This window comes from Streptomyces sp. NPDC002206, from assembly GCF_053593595.1.
The window spans coordinates 172,925-197,083 of sequence record NZ_JBSFCW010000012.1; the positions used below are offsets into that span (position 1 = coordinate 172,925).

The 24,159-nt window shown below is 70.9% G+C and carries 18 protein-coding genes, 2 pseudogenes and 1 riboswitch; of the genes and pseudogenes, 5 read left to right on the forward strand and 15 right to left on the reverse strand.

Going from position 1 to position 24,159, the window contains the following annotated elements:
* Positions 1 to 14 precede the first annotated feature (14 nt).
* From ACWCP8_RS23130 to ACWCP8_RS23140, 3 genes are all read right to left on the reverse strand, one after another.
* A complete protein-coding gene (locus tag ACWCP8_RS23130) occupies positions 15 to 1,202 on the reverse strand; it encodes an alkaline phosphatase family protein (RefSeq protein WP_352267528.1) in 1,188 nt (395 codons plus the stop codon).
* On the reverse strand, positions 1,202 to 1,810 hold the full coding sequence (locus ACWCP8_RS23135; RefSeq protein ID WP_030927223.1) for a DUF5998 family protein: 609 nt from the start codon (positions 1,808 to 1,810) through the stop codon (positions 1,202 to 1,204). Before ACWCP8_RS23135 ends, ACWCP8_RS23130 begins: the two co-directional genes overlap by 1 nt.
* Positions 1,811 to 1,886: 76 nt before the next feature.
* Positions 1,887 to 4,814 carry a bifunctional acetate--CoA ligase family protein/GNAT family N-acetyltransferase gene (locus tag ACWCP8_RS23140; protein WP_451117851.1) on the reverse strand — a complete coding sequence of 976 codons (2,928 nt, stop codon included), beginning with the start codon at positions 4,812 to 4,814 and terminating at the stop codon, positions 1,887 to 1,889.
* A 174-nt stretch (positions 4,815 to 4,988) separates the two neighbouring features.
* On the opposite strand from ACWCP8_RS23140, the gene ACWCP8_RS23145 reads away from it, so the two are divergent.
* Positions 4,989 to 5,270, forward strand: coding sequence for an HPr family phosphocarrier protein (locus ACWCP8_RS23145; protein WP_352267524.1), 282 nt, complete (start codon positions 4,989 to 4,991; stop codon positions 5,268 to 5,270).
* A 219-nt stretch (positions 5,271 to 5,489) separates the two neighbouring features.
* On the opposite strand, the gene ACWCP8_RS23150 is transcribed toward ACWCP8_RS23145, so the two are convergent.
* From ACWCP8_RS23150 to ACWCP8_RS23165, 4 genes are all read right to left on the reverse strand, one after another.
* On the reverse strand, positions 5,490 to 6,206 hold the full coding sequence (locus ACWCP8_RS23150; RefSeq protein ID WP_352267523.1) for a GntR family transcriptional regulator: 717 nt from the start codon (positions 6,204 to 6,206) through the stop codon (positions 5,490 to 5,492).
* A 212-nt stretch (positions 6,207 to 6,418) separates the two neighbouring features.
* Complete coding sequence (locus tag ACWCP8_RS23155; RefSeq protein WP_451117853.1) at positions 6,419 to 7,219, reverse strand: M23 family metallopeptidase; 801 nt, start codon at positions 7,217 to 7,219, stop codon at positions 6,419 to 6,421.
* Positions 7,220 to 7,232: 13 nt separating this feature from the next.
* Positions 7,233 to 7,402, reverse strand: a riboswitch (cyclic di-AMP (ydaO/yuaA leader).
* A gap of 207 nt (positions 7,403 to 7,609) precedes the next feature.
* A complete protein-coding gene (locus tag ACWCP8_RS23160) occupies positions 7,610 to 8,992 on the reverse strand; it encodes a M16 family metallopeptidase (RefSeq protein ID WP_352267598.1) in 1,383 nt (460 codons plus the stop codon).
* Between the two features lie 26 nt (positions 8,993 to 9,018).
* Entirely contained in the window at positions 9,019 to 10,389 is a 1,371-nt protein-coding gene (locus ACWCP8_RS23165; protein WP_352267521.1) for a M16 family metallopeptidase, read from the reverse strand.
* A gap of 224 nt (positions 10,390 to 10,613) precedes the next feature.
* Between ACWCP8_RS23165 and ACWCP8_RS23170 the strand changes: the two genes are divergently transcribed.
* Positions 10,614 to 13,064, forward strand: coding sequence for a DNA gyrase/topoisomerase IV subunit A (locus tag ACWCP8_RS23170; RefSeq protein WP_352267520.1), 2,451 nt, complete (start codon positions 10,614 to 10,616; stop codon positions 13,062 to 13,064).
* A 78-nt stretch (positions 13,065 to 13,142) separates the two neighbouring features.
* Here ACWCP8_RS23170 and ACWCP8_RS23175 read toward each other — a convergent pair whose 3' ends face one another.
* Both ACWCP8_RS23175 and ACWCP8_RS23180 read right to left on the reverse strand, forming a co-directional pair.
* A complete protein-coding gene (locus ACWCP8_RS23175; protein WP_451117856.1) occupies positions 13,143 to 14,276 on the reverse strand; it encodes a CobW family GTP-binding protein in 1,134 nt (377 codons plus the stop codon).
* Between the two features lie 23 nt (positions 14,277 to 14,299).
* A complete protein-coding gene (locus ACWCP8_RS23180; protein WP_451117858.1) occupies positions 14,300 to 15,460 on the reverse strand; it encodes a citrate synthase in 1,161 nt (386 codons plus the stop codon).
* Between the two features lie 111 nt (positions 15,461 to 15,571).
* On the opposite strand from ACWCP8_RS23180, the gene ACWCP8_RS23185 reads away from it, so the two are divergent.
* Positions 15,572 to 16,909 carry a citrate/2-methylcitrate synthase gene (locus tag ACWCP8_RS23185; RefSeq protein WP_451117860.1) on the forward strand — a complete coding sequence of 446 codons (1,338 nt, stop codon included), beginning with the start codon at positions 15,572 to 15,574 and terminating at the stop codon, positions 16,907 to 16,909.
* Positions 16,910 to 16,920: 11 nt separating this feature from the next.
* Here ACWCP8_RS23185 and ACWCP8_RS23190 read toward each other — a convergent pair whose 3' ends face one another.
* Entirely contained in the window at positions 16,921 to 17,940 is a 1,020-nt protein-coding gene (locus ACWCP8_RS23190) for a LacI family DNA-binding transcriptional regulator (protein ID WP_451117862.1), read from the reverse strand.
* A gap of 96 nt (positions 17,941 to 18,036) precedes the next feature.
* Here ACWCP8_RS23190 and ACWCP8_RS23195 point away from each other — a divergent pair, with 96 nt between their 5' ends.
* Together ACWCP8_RS23195 and ACWCP8_RS23200 are read left to right on the forward strand one after the other, a co-directional pair.
* Entirely contained in the window at positions 18,037 to 19,707 is a 1,671-nt protein-coding gene (locus tag ACWCP8_RS23195; RefSeq protein ID WP_451117863.1) for an ATP-binding protein, read from the forward strand.
* Positions 19,704 to 20,381 (forward strand): DUF7342 family protein, encoded by a 678-nt coding sequence (locus ACWCP8_RS23200; protein WP_352267513.1) that lies wholly within the window; start codon positions 19,704 to 19,706, stop codon positions 20,379 to 20,381. Before ACWCP8_RS23195 ends, ACWCP8_RS23200 begins: the two co-directional genes overlap by 4 nt.
* A 61-nt stretch (positions 20,382 to 20,442) precedes the next feature.
* On the opposite strand, the gene ACWCP8_RS23205 is transcribed toward ACWCP8_RS23200, so the two are convergent.
* The 5 genes and pseudogenes from ACWCP8_RS23205 to ACWCP8_RS23225 form a co-directional block, all read right to left on the reverse strand.
* Entirely contained in the window at positions 20,443 to 22,035 is a 1,593-nt protein-coding gene (locus ACWCP8_RS23205; RefSeq protein ID WP_451117865.1) for a solute symporter family protein, read from the reverse strand.
* The gene (locus ACWCP8_RS23210) at positions 22,032 to 22,475 is read right to left on the reverse strand and encodes a DUF485 domain-containing protein (protein ID WP_352267597.1); all 444 of its coding nucleotides are present in this window, start codon (positions 22,473 to 22,475) and stop codon (positions 22,032 to 22,034) included. Before ACWCP8_RS23210 ends, ACWCP8_RS23205 begins: the two co-directional genes overlap by 4 nt.
* 173 nt (positions 22,476 to 22,648) lie before the next feature.
* Positions 22,649 to 23,160, reverse strand: a pseudogene (locus ACWCP8_RS23215) (LuxR C-terminal-related transcriptional regulator); the annotation flags it as partial.
* A 13-nt stretch (positions 23,161 to 23,173) separates the two neighbouring features.
* Positions 23,174 to 23,424 (reverse strand): annotated as a pseudogene (locus tag ACWCP8_RS23220) (sensor histidine kinase); the annotation flags it as partial.
* 199 nt (positions 23,425 to 23,623) lie between these two features.
* Positions 23,624 to 24,142 carry a DUF1453 domain-containing protein gene (locus ACWCP8_RS23225; RefSeq protein ID WP_451117867.1) on the reverse strand — a complete coding sequence of 173 codons (519 nt, stop codon included), beginning with the start codon at positions 24,140 to 24,142 and terminating at the stop codon, positions 23,624 to 23,626.
* Between the last annotated feature and the right edge of the window lie 17 nt (positions 24,143 to 24,159).

Genomic DNA, 24,159 nt, shown 5'->3' on the forward strand with positions numbered 1-24,159 from the left:
GCAGGACGAGCAGGTCAGGAACGCACTTCGAGGAGCGGGACGAGCTGTTCGACGGGGGTCATAGAGCCGTGCATGCCGACCATCGCGGACTCGTGCGGCTCCTGGACCGAGGCGGTGACCACGACGTCGTCGTGGGCGGCCGCGACCACATCGCCGATCCGGCCGTACACCCGCTCGTCGACCTGCGGGCCGAACCAGCCGGCCGCGATCGCCTCGTCCCGGCTCGCCACCCAGAACTGTTCGCCGAGCACTTCCTGCCAGACGGTCAGCACGTCGGCCTCGGCGCCCGGGACGGCGTACACATGACGGGCCCGGCCCTCGCCGCCGAGCAGGGCGACGCCCGCGCGCAGCTCCCAGTCCTCGTCGAAGTCGATCCGGGACTGCTCGTCGAACGGAATGTCGATCATGCCGTGGTCCGCGGTGATGTACAGGGCGGAGCGGGGCGGCAGCTGTTCGGCGAGGCGCTGCACCAGGCCGTCCACGTACATCAGCTGGCCGCGCCAGGCGTCGGAGTCGATGCCGAAGCGGTGCCCCTTGCCGTCGATCTCGCTGTAGTACGTGTAGACGAGCGACCGGTCACCGGCGGCGAGCCGGTCCGCGGCCAGGTCCATCCGCTCCTCGCCGGTTAGCCTGCCGTGGAACGTGCCGCCGCTGAGCGCGATCTTGGTGAGCGGGGTGTGCTGAAAGGTCGGGGCGGAGACCTGCGCGGTCCGCACGCCCGCCTCGTCCGCGAGCCGGAAGACGGTGGGGTACGGCTGCCAGACCTCCGGCGGGGTCCAGGGCTTCCAGCGGAGCTGGTTCATCAGCTCGCCGGTCTCCGGATTGCGGGCGGTGTAGCCGGGAAGACCGTGTGCGCCGGGCGGCAGCCCTGTACCGACCGAGGCGAGCGAGGTCGCCGTGGTGGCCGGGAAGCCCGCAGTGATCGGACGGCCGGTGCCCCCGCGCGAGGTGGGGAGCAGCGAGTGCAGATACGGGGCCTCGTCCGGGTGGGACTCGATCTGCTCCCAGCCGAGACCGTCTATCAGGAAGACGCAGTTCCGGTCGGCGGGGGTGAGCTCGGGGATCGCCGCCGTGAAACCGGGCACGCCCTGTCCGGCGACGAGCGTCGGCAGCAGATCGGCGAGCGAGCCACTGCCGTACTCGGGGACGGGCGCCGTGTCGAGGGGGAGCAGAACGGGGTCCTGCCAGGCCGGCTGGGCCATCAGCGGCCGGTCGCTGCGGTCGCGGTCGCAGCCGCGGCCGTCGCCTCGGAGAGCGACTGGGCGAATGCAAGGGTCTGGCGCACCGTGTCGGGGCCGTCGCCGGCCTCGCTGACACGCAGGCTCAGGTCGTCGGCGGTGGAGCTGCCGGTGTAGCCGTGGTCCGCCTCGCAGTTGGGGTCGCCGCAGGCGGCGGGCTCCAGGTCGATCCGGGAGACCGCACCCCAGCCGATGGTGAGGACGACCTCGCGGGGCAGCGTCCCCGGCACGTACTTCTCGGGGTTGGCCACGACACGGCTGACCACGACCGACGAGATCCGGTCGAGCTTGACCGACTCGGTGGACGTGGTGGCGTACGGCGACGGGGAGCTGGTGTCGGCGTTCTGCTCATCGGTGTGGCTGACGATGAAACGGTTGTCGGTCAGAACCAGGACCGTGACGTGCCTGCGCACCTCGTTGGAGTCGAAAGTGGTCTCCTGGTGCACCAGGTACGACGCGACCGGCTCACCGCCCACGGCGGCCTCCACCGCCTCGGCCACAAGGGCCGGGTAGTAGCCGCTGCGCTCGATCGCCGCGCGCAGCCCCTGGGTCGTCGTACCGGTCTTCGCCATACGCACCATCCTACGGGGGGTGGATGGCTACCGGGGACGCTGCGCGAAAGGGCCAGGGGCGGGCCGGCCAGTGGCTTCAGTAGTTGGGGAGGCGACGAGGGCCCAGGTCGGTCCGGGCAGGGGGCGGCGCCAGCCGGACGCTCGCACCGAGCACGGTCAGGCCCTGGGTGGCGACCACGACCGGTTCCAGTGCGACGGAGACCACCTCGGGGTGGTCGTCGACGAGCCGGGACACCCGCAGCAGCAGCTCTTCGAGCGCCGCGGTGTCGACGGGGGCCGAGCCGCGCCAGCCGAAGAGGACCGGGGCCGCCCGAATGGACCGGATCAGCTCGGCGGCGTCGCGGTCGGTGGCCGGTACGAGGCGGTGGGCGGTATCGCCGAGGAGTTCGGAGGGCGCGCCGGCCAGCCCGAAGGAGAGGACGGCACCCGCGGCCGGGTCGATCGTGGCCCGTACGACGGTGTCCACGCCGCGCGGTGCCATGGACTGGACGACGGGCTGGAGCTCGGTGGGCTTGCCGAGCAGGTCGGTGAGCTCGCCGTAGGCCCGGCGCAGCGCGGCCTCGTTGGCAACGTCCAGCCGGACGCCGCCGAGGTCGGCGCGGTGACGCAGATGGGGTGCGGTGGTCTTGAGCGCGACCGGATAGCCGAGCCGGGCCGCCGCGGCGACGGCGGCGTCCGGGTCGGGGGCCGGGAGCGTCGGTCGTACGGTGACGCCGTAGCGGCCCAGGAGTTCGCACGCCTCGTCGTGACTGAGCGGGCGGCCGCGCGGGTCGGGGTCGGGCCCGAGGAGCGCGTCGATACGCGCGGCGGCGCCGGCCTCGTCGATGGTGTCGTCGAGGAACTCGGGCACCTTCCCCGGCACGGCGGCCTGCCGCCGCCACTGGGCGTACTTCACGGCCTCGGCCAGAGCCCGCACGGCACGCTCGGCGGCGGGGTAGGCGGGGATGCGGCCGAGGGTGGGGACGGCGGGGGTTTCGCCCGGGCCCGTGTCGGACCGCTGCTGCGTGAGCTGGTCGCCAGGGGCGGTCGGCGGCACGGCCTGGGCGGTGGGCGGGACGGCTCGATCGGCCGGCGCAGCCGAAGCGTCCGGGACAGCCGGCGCGGATGCACGCACCACCCGTGGCAGCGCGGCCGTGCTCGTGGCGGCGGCGAGCGCCTCGGCCAGGCCGCCGATCTCCACATGGACCACGGCCACCGGCTTGGCCGGGCCCGTGGCCGCGGCGGTGCGCAGGGCGGCCGCCAGGACCTCACCGTCACCCGATTCCGCTTCGCCGTTCTCCCCCACCCAGGGGATCGCCGTCACGACCACCGCGTCGCAGTTCCTGTCGGCGAGGGCCTCGGCCAGCGCGTCCCGGAAGTTCTGCGGGGTGGCCGCCGTGGTGAGGTCGCGGGGCGGGCGCGGGCGCAGCCCCTCGGCGAGGCAGGCGTCGTACGTGAGGAGGCCGAGGGACTCGGAGTTGCCTAGGATCGCGACCCGCGGGCCCTCCGGGAGGGGCTGGTCGGCGAGGAGCAGGCCCGCGTCGACCATCTCCGTCACCGTGTCGACGCGGATCACGCCCGCCTGCCGCATGAGCGCGGACACCGTCGCGTCCGGGATCCGGCTGACCGGTACCGCATGGCCCGGTGGGGTGCTGCCGCTGTGCCGGGCGCCCTTCACCACGACCACAGGCTTCACCGCCGCGGTGCGTCGGGCGAGGCGGGTGAACTTGCGCGGGTTACCGAGCGATTCGAGGTACAGCAGGACGACGTCGGTGTCCGGGTCCTCGTACCAGTACTGCAGGAAATCGTTGCCCGAGATGTCGGCGCGGTTGCCCGCGGAGATGAAGGTGGACAGGCCCGCGCCGCGCCGGTAGAGCCCGGAGAGCAGCGCGATGCCGATGGCGCCGGACTGTGTGAACAGGCCGATGCGTCCGGGCGCGGGCGATTCGGGGGCGAGGGAGGCGTTCAGCCGTACGGCTTCGGAGTTGTTGATGACGCCGAAGGCGTTCGGGCCGATGATGCGCATGCCGTACGAGCGGGCATGGCGCACCAGTTCGCGCTGCCGTTCCCTGCCTTCGGCCCCCCACTCGGCGTATCCGGCGGAGAGGACGACAAGGCCCTGGACACCGTGCTCGCCGCAGTCGGTGACGGCCTCCGGGACCCGGTCGGCGGGCACGGCGACGACCGCGAGGTCGACCGGTTCGCCGATCTCGCCGATGGAGCGGTGGGCGGGGACGCCGTCGATCGTGGCCTGGTCCGCGGCGAACGCGCTGTTCACTGCGTACGTGCGGCCGGTGAATCCGGCGGCGAGGAGGTTGCGCAGGACCGTGCGGCCCACCCCGCCGGGGTTGCGGCCGGTGCCGACGACGGCGACGGAACCCGGCGCGATCAGCCGCTGCACCGACCGCGCCTCCGCCCGCTGCTCACGGGCGCGCTGGACGGCGAGGGACTCGGCGGTCGGTTCGAGGTCGAGGGTGAGATGGACGGCGCCGTCCTCGAAGCTGCGCTGCTGGGTGTATCCGGCGTCCCGGAACACCTTGATCATCTTGTTGTTGGCGGGCAGCACCTCGGCGGCGAAGCGCCGGATGCCGCGCTCGCGGGCCACTGCGGCGATGTGTTCCAGCAGCGCCGACGCCACGCCGCGGCCCTGGTGGGCGTCCTGGACGAGGAAGGCGACCTCGGCCTCGTCGGCGGGGGCGGAGGCGGGCCGGCCGGTCGCGTCGATCCGGTCGTAGCGGACGGTGGCGATGAACTCGCCGCCGATCGTGACAGCGAGACCCACCCGGTCGACGTAGTCGTGATGGGTGAAGCGGTGCACGTCCTTGTCGGAGAGCCGCGGATAAGGGGCGAAGAACCGGTAGTACTTCGACTCGTCAGAAACCTGCTCGTAGAAGCTGACCAGCCGCTCGGCGTCGTCCGTGGTGATGGGCCTGATCCGGGCCGTGCCACCGTCGCGGAGCACCACGTCCGCTTCCCAGTGGTCGGGGTACGCGTGATGCGGACTCTGCTCCGGCGTGGGCTGCATGGGCAAAGCCTACGGCTCGGTCAGCGGTCGCGTACGGCTCGGGGCCGGGGCAGTCTGAGAGGGCCGATCGGCCTTGCGGCACGGGCTGCGGCACCGGGTCGCGGGTCGGACGGAACACCGCGCACCACATGAGAGACTGGTCTAGACAACCATTGATTCGTGAAGGGCAGAACCATGGCTGAGCGCCGCGTCAATGTCGGTTGGACCGAGGGCCTGCACGCCCGCCCCGCTTCCATCTTCGTCCGTGCCGCCACGGCGTCGGGCGTCCCCGTGACGATCTCCAAGACCGACGGCAGCCCGGTGAACGCCGCTTCCATGCTCGCGGTGCTCGGCCTCGGCGCGCAGGGCGGCGAGGAGATCGTGCTCTCGTCCGCGGCGGACGACTCCGAGGCCGCGCTCGACCGACTGGCGAGGCTGGTCGAGGAGGGGCTCGACGAGCTCCCGGAGACCGTCTGATTCCGGACTTCCCCGGCCCGCTCCAGCCGGACACATTTCTGCGGCAGAGCCGCGGCACCTTTGATCGGGGCCGCGGCTCTTTCGTTTTCGCGAACCGTACCGACCCCAGGACCGATCCCCGGGCCCACTCCCGAGTGGGTTTCCGAGGCTTCCGGAGTTAATTCGGGCAGCCGAAACAAAGCCCCGCCGAATTACATCTCTTTGTATACGGCGCATGTGTTAATGACGGCCGCTCGCGGTGTTTACGGCATGTTGCGAAGTTCTCACCCGGCCGGGCCGCGGCGGGGCGGGCTCACGGCCCGGGGTGCGGTCCGCGCGCCGCAGCCGGTGCGCGGCGGTGGCGCGCTCGGCGTGCTGCGCGGCCAGCGCCCTGGCCCGTTCCGCGTCACCGCGCGCGACTGCGTCCACGATGGCCCCGTGCTCGGCCCAGGAATCGGTGGGGCGGGCCGGCTGCTCGACCGCGTACATCCAGGCGATCTTGTGCCGGAGCTGGGTGAGCAGCGCGATGAGTCCGGGGCTGCCGGAGGCCTGGGCGAGCGTCTCGTGGAACCAGCCGCCCAGCGAGCGCAGATCCTCGCCCTCGCCCCGCCTGGCCCGCTCCTGACCGAGCCTGACCAGGCCGCGGAGGACTTTGAGGTGTGCCTCGGTGCGGCGCTGCGCGGCGCGGGCCGCACCCAGCGGCTCCAGCAGCATCCGGACCTCCAGCAGGTCGGCGGCCTCCTGCTCGGTGGGCTCGGCGACACAGGCTCCGGCGTGCCGGCGGGTGACCACGAAACCCTCGGACTCCAGGGTGCGCAGCGCTTCCCGTACCGGGACACGGGACACCCCGTAACGGCGTGCGAGCAGTTCCTCGGTGAGTCTGCTGCCGCGTTCGAAGACACCGGAGACGATGTCGTCACGGATTGCCGTGCATACCGAATGCGCCGGAATGCGCATGTCCGAACCTCCGCCTTAATCCCCGCGAAACGCGGCCGATCGACGCCTGTTCTGTGACTCTATTGCAATGCGGCTGCATTTCCGACGCCGGGTCGAAATCCATGAATATCTTTTGGTCCGAAGACGGTTCGGCAAGCGCCTCCGGCGGGGGCCGGTCCGGGGATACCGAAGGCCCCGGCGGGAAGCCGGGGCCTTCGGGGGTGCCGCGTCGGTCAGACGGTGACGCCGTGGGCGCGCAGGTACGCGACGGGGTCCATGTCGGAGCCGTACGACGGCGTGGTCCGGGCCTCGAAGTGGAGGTGCGGTCCGGTGGAGTTGCCGGTCGAGCCGGAGAAACCGATCCGCTGGCCCGCGCCGACGCTCTGGCCGACCGACACGCCGATCGACGAGAGGTGGCCGTACTGGGTGTACGTGCCGTCCGTCATCCGGAGCACGATGTTGTTGCCGTACGCGCCGCCCCAGCCGGCCTCGACGACCGTGCCGGCGCCGACGGCGACGACGGAGCTGCCGGAGGGGGCGTGGAAGTCGATGCCCGAGTGGCGGCCGGAGGACCAGAGGGAGCCGCTGGACTTGTAGCCGGTGGTGACGTACGAACCGGCGATCGGGAGCTGGAAGGCGCCGAGGCGGGTGCGCTCGGCGGAACGGGCGGCACGCGCCTTCGCCTCGCGGGCCGCCTTGGCGCGGGCTTCGGCCTTGGCCTTGGCTGCCGCCTTGGCGCGGGCTTCGGCCTTCGCCTTGGCTGCCGCCTTGGCCTTGGCGGCCGCCTTGGCCTGGCGCTTCTGCACCTCGGCCTGGGTGGCCACCTGGTCGGCAAGGGTGCCCTCGATGGCGATGACCTGGTTCAGGCCGGTCTCGCTGACAGAGGGGGCTTCGGTGCCGGCGGCGAGCGCCGGAGAGGCCAGCCCACCGATGACTCCGGTGGTGGCCAGAGCTGCGATGCCGGCTATCTGCGCGCTCTTGCGCGTCAGACGGTTCGGGGCACGGTGCTTCCCGGTGGGGCGGGTGAACGCCATGAGGTGGCTGGTCCTTTCCTTCCTTCTCGCCTACCGGGTTAGCTGACGGGTTCGGAGCAGGAAGGTCTCCTACGGATCCGCGGGCCTCACAATGGGCGCGCAGGCATCCGATTCACCCCAGGGACTGCGTGGGTCCCCGGCTCCCCAGGCTCGCGCCTGACGGGGACTCGGCGATAGCTGCCCGGCGCCGCGGATGCGGCATACGGGTGACGGACAGCGCTGCCGACGCTAAGCGGGGGGACTTTCATTCACCAAACGGACAGGGCGTTTTGTAGCGCATCCCACAGGGCACGCAGGCATCTATCCGACAAATCAGGCAAAAGGGAAGACCCCGACGAGATGCCACTCGCGAGGGTCTCCCTCTGTCCCGATATGCGGTTATTCGATGCGTCAGCCGGTAACGACCGACACCTCTCCGATGCCCAGCGCCCGGACCGGCTCCTCGATCTGCGCGGCGTCGCCGACGAGGATCGTGACCAGACGGTCCACCGGGAAGGCGCTGACCACCGCCGCGGTTGCCTCGACCGTGCCGGTCTCGGCGAGGCGGGCGTACAGCTGCGCCTGGTAGTCGTCCGGGAGGTGCTGCTCGACCTGGTCAGCGAGCGTGCCCGCGACCGAGGCCGCCGTCTCGAACTTCAGCGGGGCGACACCCACGAGGTTCTGCACGGCCGTCTCGCGCTCGGCGTCGGTCAGGCCCTCGGCCGCCAGCGTCCGCAGGACCGTCCACAGGTCGCCGAGCGCCGGTCCGGTGGATTCCGTGTCCACCGAGCCGCTGATGGCCAGCATCGCGGCGCCCGTCGCCCCGGAGGCGGAGTCCGCCGCCGACGACCGCAGGACCTGCGCGAAGGCCCGTACGCCGTAGGTGTAGCCCTTCTCCTCGCGCAGCACCCGGTCCAGCCGGGAGGTGAGCGTGCCGCCCAGGCAGTACGTGCCGAGGACCTGGGCAGGCCACACGCTGTCGTGCCGGTCGGCGCCGACGCGGCCGATCAGCAACTGGGTCTGCACGGCTCCGGGACGGTCGACGATGACCACCCGGCCGGTGTCGTCGGCGGTGATCGGCGGGACCGGCCGGGACTCGGCACTGTTCCCGGACCAGTCGCCGACGGTGTCGGCGAGCAACGCCTCCAGGTCGATGCCCGTGAGGTCACCGACGACCACGGCGGTCGCGGTGGACGGGCGGACGTGGGCCTCGTAGAAGCTGCGGACCGCCGCGGAGTCGATCCGCTCCACCGTCTCCTCGGTGCCCTGGCGCGGGCGCGACATCCGCGCGGTGGCCGGGAAGAGCTCCTTGGAGAGCTGCTTGGCGGCGCGGCGGGCCGGGTTGGCCTGCTCATGCGGGATCTCGTCGAGCCGGTTGCGTACCAGCCGCTCGATCTCGCTGTCGGAGAATGCGGGCGCCCGCAGCGCCTCGGCGACCAGACCGAGCGCCTTGGCCAGCCGGGAGGCCGGGACCTCGAGGGAGACCCGGACGCCGGGGTGGTCGGCGTGCGCGTCGAGGGTCGCCCCGCAGCGCTCCAGCTCGGCTGCGAACTCCTCCGCGGAGTGCTTGTCGGTGCCCTCGGACAGCGCCCGCGCCATGATCGTGGCCACGCCGTCGAGGCCCTCGGGCTCGGCGTCCAGCGGGGCGTCGAGATAGATCTCGACCGCGACGACCTGCTGGCCGGGGCGGTGGCAGCGCAGCACCGTGAGCCCGTTGGGCAGGGCGCCGCGCTCGGGGGCGGGGAAGGCCCAGGGCCTGGCCGTGCCCGGGGTCGGCTGCGGGTGGTACTCCATCGATACTCCAGTCGCGGCAGCGTCGGTCACTTGTCCGCCCCTTCGTGCGCGTCGGTGTCGGCGTCCGCCTCGTCGGCGGCCGCCCCATCGGTGGACTCGACCGGCTCGTAGACGAGCACCGCCCGGTTGTCGGGGTGAAGCTGGGCCCTGGCGGCCGCCTGGACCTCTTCCGCGGTGACGTCGAGCACCCGCTGGACGGCGGTCAGGGCGAGCTGCGGGTCACCGAACAGCACGGCGAACCGGCACAGTTCGTCGGCGCGGCCCGCGACCGTACCGAGCCGGTCCAGCCACTCGCGCTCCAACTGGGCCTGGGCGCGCTCCATTTCCTCGGGCGTCGGACCGTCGGCCGCGAACCGGGCCAGCTCCTCGTCGACCGCGGTCTCGATCTGCGCCACCTCGACCCCGCCGGACGTCTTCACGTCCAGCCAGCCGAGCGAGGGCGCACCGGCAAGCCGCAGCAGCCCGAATCCGGCCGCCACGGCCGTCCGGTCGCGGCGGACCAGGCGGTTGTGCAGCCGGGAGGACTCGCCACCGCCCAGCACGGTCAGCGCGAGGTCCGCGGCGTCGCACTCCCGGGTGCCGTCGTGCGGCAGCCGGTAGGCGGCCATCAGCGCCCGCGCCGGGACCTCCTCACGGACCTCCTCGCGCAGCTGCTCGCCGATGGTCTCGGGGAGCGCGCCGTCGCGCGGCGGCTGCTTGCCGTCGTGGGACGGGATGGAGCCGAAGTACTTCTCGATCCAGGCGAGCGTCTGCTCGGAGTCGATGTCGCCGACGACGGACAGCACCGCGTTGTTGGGCGCGTAGTACGTACGGAAGAAGGTGCGTGCGTCCTCGAGCGTCGCTGCGTCCAGGTCGGCCATCGAGCCGATCGGAGTGTGGTGGTACGGGTGGCCCTCCGGGTAGACGAGGGCGGTCAGCTTCTCGAACGCCGTGCCGTACGGCACGTTGTCGTAGCGCTGGCGGCGCTCGTTCTTGACGACGTCCCGCTGGTTCTCCATGGACTCGTCGTCGAGCGCGGCGAGCAGTGAGCCCATCCGGTCGGCCTCGAGCCACAGGGCCAGCTCCAGCTGGTGCGTGGGCATCGTCTCGAAGTAGTTGGTCCGTTCGAAGCTGGTGGTCCCGTTGAGGGAGCCGCCGGCCCCCTGCACCAGTTCGAAGTGTCCGTTCCCCTTGACCTGTCCGGAGCCCTGGAACATCAGGTGCTCGAAGAGGTGAGCCAGACCCGTGCGCCCCTTGACCTCGTGGCGCGAACCGACGTCGTACCAGAGGCACACCGCGGCGACCGGGGTCAGATGGTCCTCGGAGAGCACCACGCGCAGGCCGTTGGCCAGACGGTGCTCGGTCGCTGTCAAGCCGCCGGAGCCGGCCTGGGCTGTGGCCGTGTGACCCATGGGCATGTACGTCCCTTCGATCGCGATACTGGATTTCCTGCGAGACCTGCCACTGTAAGCAAGCGGACCGACACCTGGCGAAGTTCCCGTGCCGTGGAAGTTCGCGTGAAAGAGCGCCGGACGGCCCCTAGAGACGGGTCGAGGTCGGGGTTGTCAGTGCGGCGGTCCACAATGGTCGGCGTCAGAACCAGAGGTTGCCCGAACAGATCTGTGAAGGAGTCGCAGCAGCGATGGCCCGCCGCAGTACGAAGACCCCGCCGCCGGACGACTTCGAGGAGAAGATCCTCGACATCGACGTCGTCGACGAAATGCAGGGCTCCTTCCTCGAGTACGCGTACTCGGTGATCTACTCACGGGCCCTGCCGGACGCCCGCGACGGCATGAAGCCGGTGCACCGCCGCATCGTGTACCAGATGAACGAGATGGGGCTGCGTCCCGACCGCGGCTATGTGAAGTGTGCCCGTGTCGTCGGCGAGGTCATGGGCAAGTTGCACCCGCACGGCGACGCGTCGATCTACGACGCGCTGGTGCGGATGGCCCAGCCGTTCTCGATGCGGCTCCCCCTCGTCGACGGACACGGCAACTTCGGCTCGCTCGGAAACGACGACCCGCCGGCCGCCATGCGGTACACCGAGTGCCGGATGGCCGACGCCACGTCGCTGATGACGGAGTCGATCGACGAGGACACCGTCGGATTCCAGTCGAACTACGACGGCCAGGAGCAGGAGCCGGTCGTCCTCCCTGCCGCGTATCCGAACCTCCTGGTCAACGGCTCGTCCGGGATCGCGGTCGGCATGGCGACCAATATGCCGCCGCACAACCTGGGCGAGGTCATCGCCGCCGCCCGCCATCTGATCAAGCATCCGGGTGCGGACCTGGAGACCCTGATGCGGTTCGTTCCCGGTCCGGACCTGCCGACCGGGGGCCGGATCGTGGGGCTCGGCGGCATCAAGGACGCGTACGCGGCCGGCCGCGGCACGTTCAAGATCCGTGCGACCGTCTCCGTGGAGAACGCCACGGCGCGCCGCAAGGGTCTGGTCGTCACCGAACTGCCGTTCACCGTCGGCCCGGAGAAGGTGATCGCCAAGATCAAGGACCTGGTCTCGGCGAAGAAGCTCCAGGGCATCGCGGACGTCAAGGACCTCACCGACCGCCAGCACGGCCTGCGCCTGGTCATCGAGGTCAAGAACGGCTTCGTGCCCGAGGCCGTGCTGGAGCAGCTCTACAAGCTGACGCCGATGGAGGAGTCCTTCGGCATCAACAATGTGGCGCTGGTCGACGGGCAGCCGCTCACGCTGGGCCTCAAGGAACTCCTCGAGGTCTATCTCGACCATCGCTTCGACGTGGTGCGCCGCCGCAGCGAGTTCCGCCGTACCAAGCGTCGTGACCGGCTCCATCTGGTCGAGGGCCTGCTCGTCGCACTGATCGACATCGACGAGGTCATCCGGCTCATCCGGTCCAGTGACAATTCGGCGCAGGCGAAGGAGCGGCTCATCGAGCACTTCTCGCTGAGCGAGATCCAGACGCAGTACATCCTGGACACCCCGCTGCGCCGGCTGACCCGGTTCGACCGGATCGAGCTGGAGAGCGAGCGGGACCGGCTCAACACCGAGATCGACGAGCTGACCGCGATCCTCGAATCGGACACCGAGCTGCGCAAGCTGGTCTCCACCGAACTGGCCGCGGTCGCCAAGAAGTTCGGTACCGACCGACGTACGGTGCTGCTGGAGTCGGCCGGTGCGCAGGTCGCTGCGGTGCCGCTGGAGGTCGCGGACGACCCGTGCCGGGTGCTGCTCTCCTCGACCGGTCTGCTGGCCCGTACGGCCACCGGCGACCCGATCGCGTTCGACGAGGACGCCAAGCGGGCCAAGCACGATGTGATCGTGTCGGCCGTGCCGGCGACGGCGCGCGGCGATGTGGGTGTGGTGACGTCCACCGGGCGGTTGCTGCGGCTCGCGGTGATCGACCTGCCGCAGCTCCCGGACACGCACGCGGCGCCCAATCTCTCGGGCGGGGCGATGGTTTCGGAGTTCCTCACGCTGGACAACGACGAGGAAGTCGTCTGCCTCACCACGCTCGACGAGTCCTCCCCCGGCCTGGCGATCGGCACCCTGCAGGGGGTCGTCAAGCGGGTGGTGCCGGACTACCCGGCCAACAAGGACGAGTTGGAGGTCATCACCCTCAAGGAGGGCGACCGGATCGTCGGCGCCGCCGAACTGCGTACCGGCGAGGAGGACCTGGTCTTCATCACGTCCGACGCGCAGCTGCTGCGTTACCCGGCGGCGCAGGTGCGGCCGCAGGGCCGGCTGGCCGGCGGTATGGCGGGGGTGAAGCTGGCGGCGGGCGCCGAGGTGCTCTCGTTCGGCGCGGTGGACCCGGCGGTGGACGCGATGGTGTTCACGGTCGCGGGTTCGCACGGCACGCTGGACGACTCGGTGCTGACGGCGAAGCTCACGCCGTTCGACCAGTATCCGCGCAAGGGCCGGGCCACCGGTGGGGTGCGCTGTCAGCGGTTCCTCAAGGGTGAGGACGTCCTGGTGTTCGCCTGGGCGGGCGCGTTGCCGGCGCGGGCGGCGCAGAAGAACGGCACGCCGACGGAGCTGCCGGAGCCGGATCCGCGGCGCGACGGTTCGGGTACACCGCTGGCCAAGCCGGTCGCGGTGATCGCCGGTCCGGTGTAGCCGACCGCCCGGCGGCCGGGCGGCGGCAGGCCGGCAGGCCGGTGGGCCGGTGGGCCGGTGGGCCGGTGGGCCGGTGGGCTAAGCCTCGTCGACCGGCTGCTGTACGTACCGCAGGACGCCCCACATGCTCTGCTCATGTGCGGCGTCCTGCGGCGCGTCCGGGGACATTGGGGCGTGCGGAGCGGTGTCCGGCGCAGCAGGTGCGGAGTTCTCGCGGCAGTCGGCCAGTTCCCTGTGCAGGGTGTCCGGGTCGATGCCGGAGCCGATCAGCACGAGCTGGGTGAGACGCGGTTCGTCGCGCTTCCAGGGCCGGGGGCCGAACCGCAGGAATCTGCCGACGGCATGCAGCGCATATGTGTTGCCCCGGTCGCCCGCGCCGAAGTCGACGAACCCCTTCATCCGGTAGAGGCCCTCGGGCCGGGAGTCGAGAAACTCCATCAGTCGGCGGGGGTCCATGGGTACGTCGGAGGTGAAGGAGACACTCTCGTACGCGGCGTGCAGATGCCCCGCGTGTACCTCGGTGTCCCCTTCCGCCCCCTCCTCCAGCAGGAGGTCCTCGAAGGTGAGCTGACGCATCCTCTCCTCACCGTCCGGCCGCAGCGCCGGGTCGAAGAGCAGCTCCGGGTCGATGCGCCCGTACGTGGCGGAGATGACGGCCGCCCCGCTGCCGGTCGCCGCGATGGCCTTGCGGATGCGGCTCTGTTCCTCGTCCTCGATCCGGTCGGTCTTGTTCAGCACGACGAGATCGGCGACGCCGAGATGGCGGTCGATCTCCGGATGGCGCCCCCGGGTGGCGTCGAATTCGGCGGCGTCGACGACCTCGACCAGTCCCCCGTACACGATGTGCGGGTTGTCGCTGGCCAGCAGCATCCTTACGAGCTCCTGGGGTTCGGCGAGTCCGCTCGCCTCGATGACGATCACATCGAGGCGGGCGGCGGGCCGGGTGAGCGTCTCCAGGAAGGTGTCGAGTTCGCTCGCGTCGACGGCACAGCACAGGCAGCCGTTGCCCAGCGAGACGGTCGAGCCGACCTGGCCCGAGACCGTCATGGCATCGATCTCGATGGAGCCGAAATCGTTGACGATCACGCCGATCCTGTTCCCCGCACGGTGGCGCAGGAGGTGGTTGAGCAGAGTCGTCTTGCCGGATCCCAGGAACCCGGCCACGACGATGACCGGGATCTGCTGCTTACGGGGCGGGGACGACGGGTTCAACGGGGGCCTTCCTCGGGGAAACGTCAGGGCGCCGGGACCGGCTGGGGCGGGGTCGGACCGATGTAGCGGGCCGCCGGACGGATGATCTTGGAGTCCTCCGCCTGCTCCAGGATATTGGCGCTCCAGCCGACCACCCGCGCCGCGCAGAAGGTCGGCGTGAACATCTCGCGCGGCAGCCCGCACAGCTCCATGACGACCCCGGCGTAGAACTCCACGTTGGTGTGCAGCTCACGCCCGGGCTTGAGCTCGGCGAGGATCGCCTCGACCTGGCGCTCCACCTCGACGGCGAAGTCGACGAGCGGGCTGCCGAAGCCCTGGGCGATCCCACGCAGCATGCGTGAGCGCGGGTCCTCGGTGCGGTACACGGGGTGGCCGAAGCCCATGATCCGCTCGCCCGCGAGCACGCGCTCGCGGATCCAGCTGTCGATGCGGTCGGGGGTGCCGATCTCATCCAGGGTGTCGAGCGCGCGGCTGGGAGCTCCGCCATGCAACGGGCCGGAGAGTGCGCCGACGGCTGCCACCAGGCAGGCGGCAATGTCCGCGCCGGTGGAGGCGACGACCCGGCCGGTGAAGGTCGAGGCGTTGAAGCCGTGGTCGACGGTGGAGATCAGATACTGCTCGACGGCCCTCACGCGGGCGGTGTCCGCCTCGGAACCGGTGAGCATGTAGAGATAGTTGGCGGCGTACGGCAGATCATCGCGCGGCTCGACCGGATCGAGGCCCTGGCCGAGCCGGTACAGGGCGGTCAGCACGGTGGGAACGGCCGCGCAGGCAGCCAGCGCGTCGCTGCGGCGCCGGTCGCCGTCGATGTCGTACACCGGGCGGAAGCCGGCCGAGGCGCCGAGCAGCGACAGCGCGGTGCGCAGCCCTGCGAGGGGGCCGGAGACCGCGCCCGCACGGGCTATCGCCGGCAGGGCACCCCGTACCTCCGGGGGCAGTCGGCGCATGGCGGCGGTGCGCGCGGCGAAGTCGGCGCGGGCGGCCGGACCGGGCAACTCTCCGTGGAACATCAGGTACCAGACGTCCTCGAAGCTGCGGGTCTGCGCGAGCTCGATCGCCGAGTACTGCCGGTAGTGGTAGAAGCCCTCGCGTCCCCGGACGTCTCCGAGAGCGGTGTCCGTGACGACGACGCCGGCGAGGCCTCGGGGTACGTCGAGCGGGGTTCCGGTGGTCATGGTCGGCATTTCTTCCTCCGCAAGCTTCACTGTGCAGGCCCATCAATATTGATTCGACTGTCTATGCTTGACTTCAGTCCTGTCAATGTTGATTGAATCAATATGGATACGGTGAGCAGCATGAGGGATCAAGCAGCACCCGACGGCCACGCCGACGCGCGTGCGGAGCGGCTCACGACGCGCGAGACGGCCGAGCGCCTGGGCGTGAAGCCCGAGACGGTGTACGCGTATGTCAGCCGGGGTCAGCTGAGCAGCAGGCGCGCCCCCGGTGGTCGCGGCAGTACGTTCGACGCCGCGGAGGTCGATGCAGTGGTACGGCGTACGGGACGGAGAGACCCCTCCACCGCCGGCGGTGACCTGGTGTTCCGTACCGGCATCACGCTGATCGAGAGCGACCGGTACTACTTCCGGGGCGTCGACGCGGCCGAGCTGACCACGCACTACTCCTACGAGGAGATCGCCGAATGGCTGTGGACCGGCGACCTCCGGCCCGGCATCCGCTTCACCGCGCCTGCCGAGGCCCTGGCCGCGGCACGCCGGACCGTCGGTGCGCTGCCCGCGCACAGCGGGTCGACGGACCGGCTGCGGGTCGCCGTGGTCGCCGCGGCGGCCGCCGATCCGCTGCGCTTCGATCTCTCGCGCGAGGCAGTGCTCGGCAGCGCGCGGAGCCTGATCCCGACCCTGGTCGGCGCGCTGCCGACCGCTGTCGGTGCACCTGCGACGGCCGACGGCGAGGCCACTTCGCACCCGCCCGGCCTCGCGCACCATCTGTGGCCGAAACTCACCGCCCGACCGGCCGACGCGCCTTCACTTGCCGCACTGGACACGGCTCTCGGCCTGCTGATCGACCACGACCTGGCCGCCTCGACACTGGCCGCACGGGTCGCCGCATCCGCCCGCGCCCATCCGTACGCGGTGGTCTCCGCGGGCCTCGGCGTCCTGGAGGGCCCCCTGCACGGCGCCGCGAGCAGCCTGGCCCACAGAATGCTGACCGAGGTCCTGGAGCGGGGCAGTGCGACCCCGGTGGTCGCGGACCATCTCCGTACCGGCCGTCAGGTGCCGGGACTCGGACACCGGCTCTACGCCGCCGAGGATCCGCGCGCGCGGACGCTGTTCGCCAGGCTCGCGGAGGTCCCGCAGGCGGCGCCCGCGCTGGCCGCGGCGCGCGACGTGGTCACCACCACCGCGCGCCACACCCCGCTGCACGCCAACGTCGACCTGGCGCTGGCCGTGCTCTCCGTCGCCTCCGGCATGTCGGCGGAGGCGGGTGAGACGGTGTTCGCGGTGTCCCGTACAGCAGGCTGGATCGCCCATGCGCTGGAGGAGTACGAGGAACGTCCGCTGCGGATGCGCCCCAGCGGCCAGTACGGAGGCCCCCGCCCACCTCAGTCACTGCCTGCCCCGGGATCGGTCGCCACAGACGGAGATCAGCCGCAACAGACGGGCCATGGGGCGTAAAATATCGACAATCAGTCGGAAATGTTCCGCGGGGGCTGGGCGGTGGACCCCCGCACCACCAGTTCCGGTTCGAAGAGCAGCTCGTCCGACGGCACCGTACGGCCCCCGATCTGAAGGGCGAGCAGCTCGACGGCGGCGCGCCCCATGGCCTCGATCGGCTGACGGACCGTGGTCAGCGGCGGCTCGGTGCAGTTCATGAAGGCGGAGTCGTCGTACCCCACGACCGAGACGTCGGCGGGCACGGAGAGACCGCGGCGGCGGGCCGCACGCACCGCCCCGAGAGCGAGCGGGTCGCTCGCGCAGATGATGCCGGTGACGCCCCGGTCCAGCAGGCGCATGGCGGCGGCCTGTCCGCCCTCCAGCGAGAACATGGCCCGGGCCACCCACTCGTCCGGCACGGTGGTGCCGGCCTCCTCCGCCAGCGCCCGGGCGGCGGCGAGCTTGCGCTGCGAGGGCACATGGTCGGCAGGGCCGAGCACCAGGCCGATGCGCTCGTGACCGAGCGAGACGAGATGGCGCCAGGCCTGCTCGACGGCGACGGAGTCGTCGCAGGAGACACCGGGGAAGCCGAGGTGGGCAATGGCCGCGTTGATCAGGACCACCGGGATCTTGCGGTCGGCCAGCACCTTGTAGTGATCGTGTGCGGCGTCGGCCTGGTGGTAGAGCCCGCCCGCGAAGACCACCCCGGACACCTGCTGCTGCAGAAGCAGCTCCACATAGTCGGCCTCGGAGACGCCACCCTTGGTCTGGGTGCACAGCACAGGGGTCAGACCCTGCTGCGCCAGCGCACCGCCGACGACTTCGGCGAAGGCCGGGAAGATCGGGTTCTGCAGCTCGGGCAGGACCAGACCGACCAGTCTTGCCCGTTCGCCCCGCAGCTGGGTCGGACGCTCGTAACCGAGGACGTCGAGCGCGGAGAGCACGGCCTTCCGGGTGGCATCGGAGACGCCGGGCTTACCGTTGAGCACCCGGCTGACCGTGGCCTCGCTGACTCCCACCTTCTGTGCCACTTGAGCAAGTCGTCGCGTCATACACGCAAGATTAGCGCAAGAAACGCAAGCGGGTTGCGTGAAGTTGGAAACAACAAAAATTTCGGAAAGCGCCGGTATGCCCTTTACCTTCGTACGATGAGCGCCCCACCGCCCACCCCCCGGAGGCCGCGACGGCTCGGCTGGCCGCAGCGGGTCTTCTCCCAGGTGCTGCTGATACAACTCGCCATCGCCACCGGCGTCACCGTACTCGCCACCGGCCTCTTTCTGGCACCCCTCAGCGCACAGCTCGACGACGAGGCGATGCACCGTGCGCTCGCCATCGCGCAGAGCACGGCGGCCCAGCCGCAGATCACCGAGTCGCTGCTCGCCACGGCCCCGGCCCCCGGCGGGCCCGTGCAGTCGGCGGCCGAGCGGATCAGGCGATCGACCGGCGCCGAGTACGTCGTCGTCATGGACCGGCGCGGGGTGCGCTGGTCGCACCCCGACGCCGCCCGGATCGGCAAGGTCGTCTCCACCGACCCCAGTGAGGCGCTCGCGGGCGACCAGATCATGGAGATCGACAGCGGCACGCTCGGCCGCTCGGCCCGTGGCAAGGTGCCGCTCCGCGACGAGTCGGGCCACATCGTCGGGGCGGTCTCGGTCGGTATCGCGTACGACAGTGTCCGCGCCCGTCTCCTGGCGGCGATCCCCGGACTGCTCGCCTACGCCGGCGGGGCGCTGGCCGTCGGGGCGCTCGCCGCCTATCTGATCTCCCGTCGTATCCAGCGACAGACCCAAGACCTTGCCTTCTCCGATATCTCCGCGCTGCTGACCGAACGCGAGGCAATGTTGCACAGCATCCGGGAAGGGGTGGTCGCGCTCGACCGGACAGGACGCATCCGACTGCTGAACGACGAGGCGCAGCGGCTGCTCGGGCTCGGCCCCGATGCCGCGGGCCGCCCGCTCGACGAGGTGCTCGGCCGCGGGCGGACGGCCGATGTGCTGGCCGGCCGGGTGGTCGGCGACGATCTGCTGACCGTACGGGGCAACCGGGTGCTGCTCGCCAACCGGATGCCGACCGACGACGGGGGTGCGGTCGCCACCCTCCGCGACCGCACCGAACTCGAGCATCTCGGCCGAGAACTCGACTCCACCCGCGGTCTGATCGACGCCCTGCGCGCGCAGGACCACGAACACGCCAACCGGCTGCACACGCTCCTGGGGCTGCTGGAGCTGGAGATGCACGAGGATGCGATGGAGTTCGTCACGGAGGTCGTCGGCGGCCACCGGGCCACCGCCGAGCAGGTCACCGAGAAGGTTCACGACCCGCTGCTGGCGGCCCTGCTGGTCGGCAAGGCGACCGTCGCGGCGGAGCGCGGCGTCTCCCTGCGGATGGCGCCCGGCACTCTGCTCCCGGACCGGCTGGTGGATTCGCGCGGGCTCGTCACCGCCGTCGGCAATCTCGTCGACAACGCCCTGGACGCGGCAGCCGGGTCGGACGGCGCCGTGATCGAGGTGGGGCTGCGGACGAACGGCCGTACGGTGGTGCTGCAGGTCCGCGACAGCGGACCAGGCGTCCCTCCCGAGCAGCATGAATCGATCTTTACTGAGGGCTGGTCGACCAAGGAGCTCCCGGCGCACGGCAAACGCGGTCTGGGTCTCGCGCTGGTACGGCGGCTGGCCGAACGGCAGGGCGGCAGCGCCACCGTCGGCTCGGCGCCGGAGGGCGGCGCCGAGTTCACCGTCGTACTGCCGGAGGCCCTCACCGAGCCGGGGCTGACGGCGACAGCACTTCCGGAGCCGACCATCGCAGGAGAAGTTCAGTGATCGAGGTCCTGGTCGTCGACGACGACATCCGGGTTACGCAGATCAACGCGGCCTATGTCTCCAGGGTGCCCGGATTCCGGGTGGCCGCGCAGGCGCACAGCGCCGCTGCGGCCCTCGCAGCGGTCGGGTCACAGCACGTGGACCTCGTCCTGCTGGACCACTACATGCCCGACCGGAACGGCCTGACCGTGGTACGGGAGCTGCGCAGGCTCGGCCATCGCACCGACGTGATCATGGTGACGGCGGCGCGCGACGTCGCGACCGTCCAGGAGGCCATGCGCCACGGTGCGCTCCAGTACCTGGTGAAGCCGTTCACGTACGCCGGGCTGCGTACCAAGCTGGAGGCGTACGCGGCGCTGCACCACACCCTGGAGGGCGGCGGCGAGGCCGAACAGGGTGACGTTGACCGGCTCTTCGGCGCCCTGTGGGCCGCGGGCGAACCCGGTCTGCCCAAGGGGCACTCGCCGACGACGGCGGAGCTGGTCCGCCAGGCGCTCCGGGGCGCCGACGGTCCGCTCTCCGCGCAGGAGATCGCGGAGAGCGCCGGGATGAGCCGACAGACGGCGCAGCGCTATCTGAAGCTGCTGGAGCGGACGGGTCGGGTGCGGCTGACGCTGCGGTACGGCGAGACGGGCCGCCCGGAGCACCGCTACACCTGGGCCACCGGCTCCTGAGGGGCCGCCCGGCTCCTGAAGCACGTCCGGCCCATACGGCACCGGCCTGAGACACCTCCGGCTACACGGCACCGGCCCCGGTAAGCGCCCGGACCTCGGTCTCCGCGTGCTTGGCGGCATCCGGTGGCTCGACCGAGGTGACCGTGCCGATCCAGCCGGCCAGGAAACCGAGCGGGATGGAGACCAGGCCGGGGTTCTCCAACGGGAAGAGCTGGAAATCCACTGCGGGGAAGAGCGAGGTGGGGCTGCCGGAGACGACCGGGGAGAGCAGTACGAGCAGCATCGCGGGGATCAGCCCTCCGTAGACCGCCCAGACCGCCCCTCGCGTGGTGAAGTTCCGCCAGAACAGCGAGTACAGCAGCACGGGCAGATTGGCCGAAGCGGCGACGGCGAAGGCGAGCGCCACCAGGAACGCCACGTTCAGATTCTGCGCGACCAGCCCGAGCGCAATGGCGGCCACCCCGATCCCGGCAGCGGCGACCCGGGCCACGGTGACCTCACTGTGCTGCTTCCAGCCCGGACGCCTGAGTGAGGCGTAGAGGTCGTGGGCCACGGAGGCCGACGAGGCGAGCGTGATCCCGGCGACGACGGCGAGGATGGTCGCGAAGGCCACGGCGGCGACCACGGCGAACAGAATCGTTCCCCCGGTGGAGCCTTCGCCGCCGCCGAGCACCAGCGCCAGCAGCGGAACGGCTGTGTTCCCGGCGGGATTCGACGCCCGGACGTCCGCCGGACCGACCAGCGCCGCCGCGCCGAACCCGAGCACGATCGTCATGAGGTAGAAGCTGCCGATGAGGCCGATCGACCAGATGACCGAGCGGCGGGCCGCGCGGGCGGTGGGCACCGTGTAGAAACGCGACAGGATGTGCGGCAGCCCCGCCGTGCCCAGCACCAGGGCAAGACCCAGGCTGATGAAGTCGAAGCGCGCGGTCCAGCTCCCGCCGTACTTGAGGCCGGGCGAGAGGAACTCCAGCCCGTGCCCGCTCCGTTCGGCGGCGGAATTGAGCAGCACGTTGACATTGCCGTGGAAGTGGACCAGCACGAGCACGGTCAGCACGCTCGCGCCCACCATCAGCAGAACGGCCTTGACGATCTGGATCCAGGTCGTGGCGCGCATCCCGCCGAGGGACACATAGATCACCATGAGCGCTCCGACCCCGATGACGGTCCAGGAGCGGGCGGCACCACTGGTGCCGCCGAGAAGCAGAGCGACCAGGCTGCCCGCACCCACCATCTGCGCCACCAGATAGAGCACGGAGACGGTGACGGAGGAGGTACCCGCCGCGATCCGGACCGGACGTTCCGCCATCCTGGCCGCCACCACATCGGCGAGGGTGAACCGGCCGCAGTTGCGGACAAGTTCGGCGACGAGCAGCAGGACGACGAGCCAGGCGACGAGGAATCCGACCGAGTAGAGCATGCCGTCGTAACCGAACAGGGCGATCAGGCCGGAGATGCCGAGGAAGGACGCGGCCGACATGTAGTCGCCGGCGATGGCAAAACCGTTCTCCATGGGGGAGAACAGCCGGCCGCCCGCATAGAACTCCTCCGCCGATCCGTGCCGGTTGCGGCTCACCCAGGTGGTGATGGCGAGCGTCACGGCAACGAACGCGCTGAACATCAGCAGCGCCAGGGTCTGGTGGTTCCCGATCAACGGCCGATCCCCCGCGTCATTTCCTGAGTGTCCCAGCGCAGATCGAGCGCGGCCCGGTCCCTGCGCAGCCGAGCATGACGTGCGTACGCCCCGGTGAGCAGGAACGTCGTGAGGAACTGTCCGAGCCCCGCGACCATCGCCGCATTGACCGCGCCGACCACCGGACGGGCCATCAGCCCGGGTGCGGTGATCGCTGTGACGACGTAGGCGAGGTACCAGACGAGGAAGGCGAGAGTGGCGGGGACGACGAACCGCCGGTACCTGCGGCGTACTTCCTGGAAGGCCTCGCTGCGCTGCACCTCCAGATAGATGTCGGCCGCGCTGTGGCCGCGCTGCGGGGGCACGGAACCGGGTGGCCCGGCCGGCACGAAGCCCCCGGTACCGTCCAGCTCGCCCCATCCGGAAGCCAGCGCGTCGTACCACGGGTCGTCGAGTCGCATCGCTGCGGCCTCGCTCCCTGCTTCCTTCTCCACCGAACAACTCCCCTGGTCCACGGACCACTTCGGCCGCGTACCCAAGAATGGACAGACCGGGAAGTTCCCGGGCACGTCGTTTGCCGCACTTCACCTCTTCAGGTGAAGGATGTCCCGGGTGGGTGTGCGAGTCCGCGAACCTACGCATGGCGCACGGCCTGTGCCCTGTCGCGCACTCCGGCCTTGGCGAAGAGATTGTTGATGTGACTCTTCACGGTGGCCTGCGAGATGTGCAGCTTGCGGGCGATCTCCGGGTTGGACAGACCCTCGGCGATCAGGACGAGCACTTCCGCCTCGCGGGGCGTGAGGCCGTCGGGCAGTTGCTGCTCGGCGGCCGGCGGACCGGCCGGCGCGGGTGCCGTGGTGACCCGCTCCAGCAGCCGCCGCTGCTACGCGGGCGAGAGTCCGGCCTCGCCCGACAGCACAGCCCGGACGGCCCGCACGATCTCGTCGCCCCGGCGTCCTTGGTGAGATGTCCGCGAGCCCCCGCCTGCAGTGCGGGGAAGAGGGAGTCGTCATCCGCGAACGTCGTGAGCACCACCACCTGAGTGTTCGGGTACTCCTTGCGGATACGCCGCGTCGCCTCCACCCCGTCGCAACGCGGCATGCGGAGGTCCATCAGAACCACATCCGGGGCCTGCTCCGTGACGAGCGTCGCCCGGCAGATACTCGAGCCGTACGAGCACGCCGGCCCCCGGCGCGTGCTTGCGCACATTGGTCAGCGCCTCCTGCGCCACCCGCCGGACCGCCTGGGAGGCCTCGGCCGTCAGCGGCCGCCGTTCGTCGGCCACCGTCACCTCGCCCGGCTCCGCCGCGGCCACCAGCTGTCGCAGGTAGTCCTCCACCGGGGAGACCTCCCCCGTAGTGCGGAGAGCGCCCGCCGGCTCTCGGCCAGCCCGTCGCGCGTCATCGAGCGTCCGTGATTCTGTGGTGCGGCTGCGCTGTCACGGCTCTGGAGCGGTTGCCGCTCTCGGCGGGCGTTCCCGCCACGGCCGTCGCGCCGGCCGCGTACGCCGCCGTCAACACCGACGGCTGGATGACGAGGGCGGTGACCACAGCGGGTCTCTGCCTTGCGGGATACGTGCTCCGGCTGGATGCCGAGGCCCGCGGCAGCGTCACACACGGTCCTTCCACGCGGGCTGCAACGGCATGCCGTCGGCAGCACCACCGTACGCCGGACGCACCTGGCGGGCCCGCCACGTCAGCACGCCGCTGCGCACCAGCAGCGTCACCGCAAGAGCCGTCATCAGGGCGGCACTGTCTTGATGTATACCCATCAGCGCGGCAGCCCCGTACAGAGCGGCTCGCAGCACCAGACCTCCCGTCCAGACGAAGACGGTGGCCTTGGTTCCCTTGCTCCACAGGGAGCCGTCCGGTTCACGCCACAGCCTGGCCGTCCAGCCCCACCCGGCGCCGGTGACCAGCCCCACCGCCGGCTCGGCGCCGAGGACCTCGACGGACAACGCCTCACGGTGCGGGTCCATGAGCCCGGGTTCGCGCAAGGACATGACGAGCAGGATGCCCGGCAGGATCCACCAGCGCCGATCGTCGGAGATCCGCCGCGCCGAGCACTGGCGGACCACGACAAAAGCCACGACGGCAACGATCAGCAGGGCATTGACGAGCCCGGACATGGCGGCCTCCGAAGTGC

Bases quoted from the DNA above. Each gene is read 5' to 3' on its own strand.
- ACWCP8_RS23130 (WP_352267528.1), bottom strand. From the start codon at position 1,202: ATGGCCCAGCCGGCCTGGCAGGACCCCGTTCTGCTCCCCCTCGACACG.
- ACWCP8_RS23135 (WP_030927223.1), bottom strand. From the start codon at position 1,810: ATGGCGAAGACCGGTACGACGACCCAGGGGCTGCGCGCGGCGATCGAG.
- ACWCP8_RS23140 (WP_451117851.1), bottom strand. From the start codon at position 4,814: ATGCAGCCCACGCCGGAGCAGAGTCCGCATCACGCGTACCCCGACCAC.
- ACWCP8_RS23145 (WP_352267524.1), top strand. From the start codon at position 4,989: ATGGCTGAGCGCCGCGTCAATGTCGGTTGGACCGAGGGCCTGCACGCC.
- ACWCP8_RS23150 (WP_352267523.1), bottom strand. From the start codon at position 6,206: ATGCGCATTCCGGCGCATTCGGTATGCACGGCAATCCGTGACGACATC.
- ACWCP8_RS23155 (WP_451117853.1), bottom strand. From the start codon at position 7,219: ATGGCGTTCACCCGCCCCACCGGGAAGCACCGTGCCCCGAACCGTCTG.
- ACWCP8_RS23160 (WP_352267598.1), bottom strand. From the start codon at position 8,992: ATGGAGTACCACCCGCAGCCGACCCCGGGCACGGCCAGGCCCTGGGCC.
- ACWCP8_RS23165 (WP_352267521.1), bottom strand. From the start codon at position 10,389: ATGCCCATGGGTCACACGGCCACAGCCCAGGCCGGCTCCGGCGGCTTG.
- ACWCP8_RS23170 (WP_352267520.1), top strand. From the start codon at position 10,614: ATGGCCCGCCGCAGTACGAAGACCCCGCCGCCGGACGACTTCGAGGAG.
- ACWCP8_RS23180 (WP_451117858.1), bottom strand. From the start codon at position 15,460: ATGCCGACCATGACCACCGGAACCCCGCTCGACGTACCCCGAGGCCTC.
- ACWCP8_RS23185 (WP_451117860.1), top strand. From the start codon at position 15,572: ATGAGGGATCAAGCAGCACCCGACGGCCACGCCGACGCGCGTGCGGAG.
- ACWCP8_RS23190 (WP_451117862.1), bottom strand. From the start codon at position 17,940: ATGACGCGACGACTTGCTCAAGTGGCACAGAAGGTGGGAGTCAGCGAG.
- ACWCP8_RS23195 (WP_451117863.1), top strand. From the start codon at position 18,037: ATGAGCGCCCCACCGCCCACCCCCCGGAGGCCGCGACGGCTCGGCTGG.
- ACWCP8_RS23210 (WP_352267597.1), bottom strand. From the start codon at position 22,475: ATGCGACTCGACGACCCGTGGTACGACGCGCTGGCTTCCGGATGGGGC.
- ACWCP8_RS23225 (WP_451117867.1), bottom strand. From the start codon at position 24,142: ATGTCCGGGCTCGTCAATGCCCTGCTGATCGTTGCCGTCGTGGCTTTT.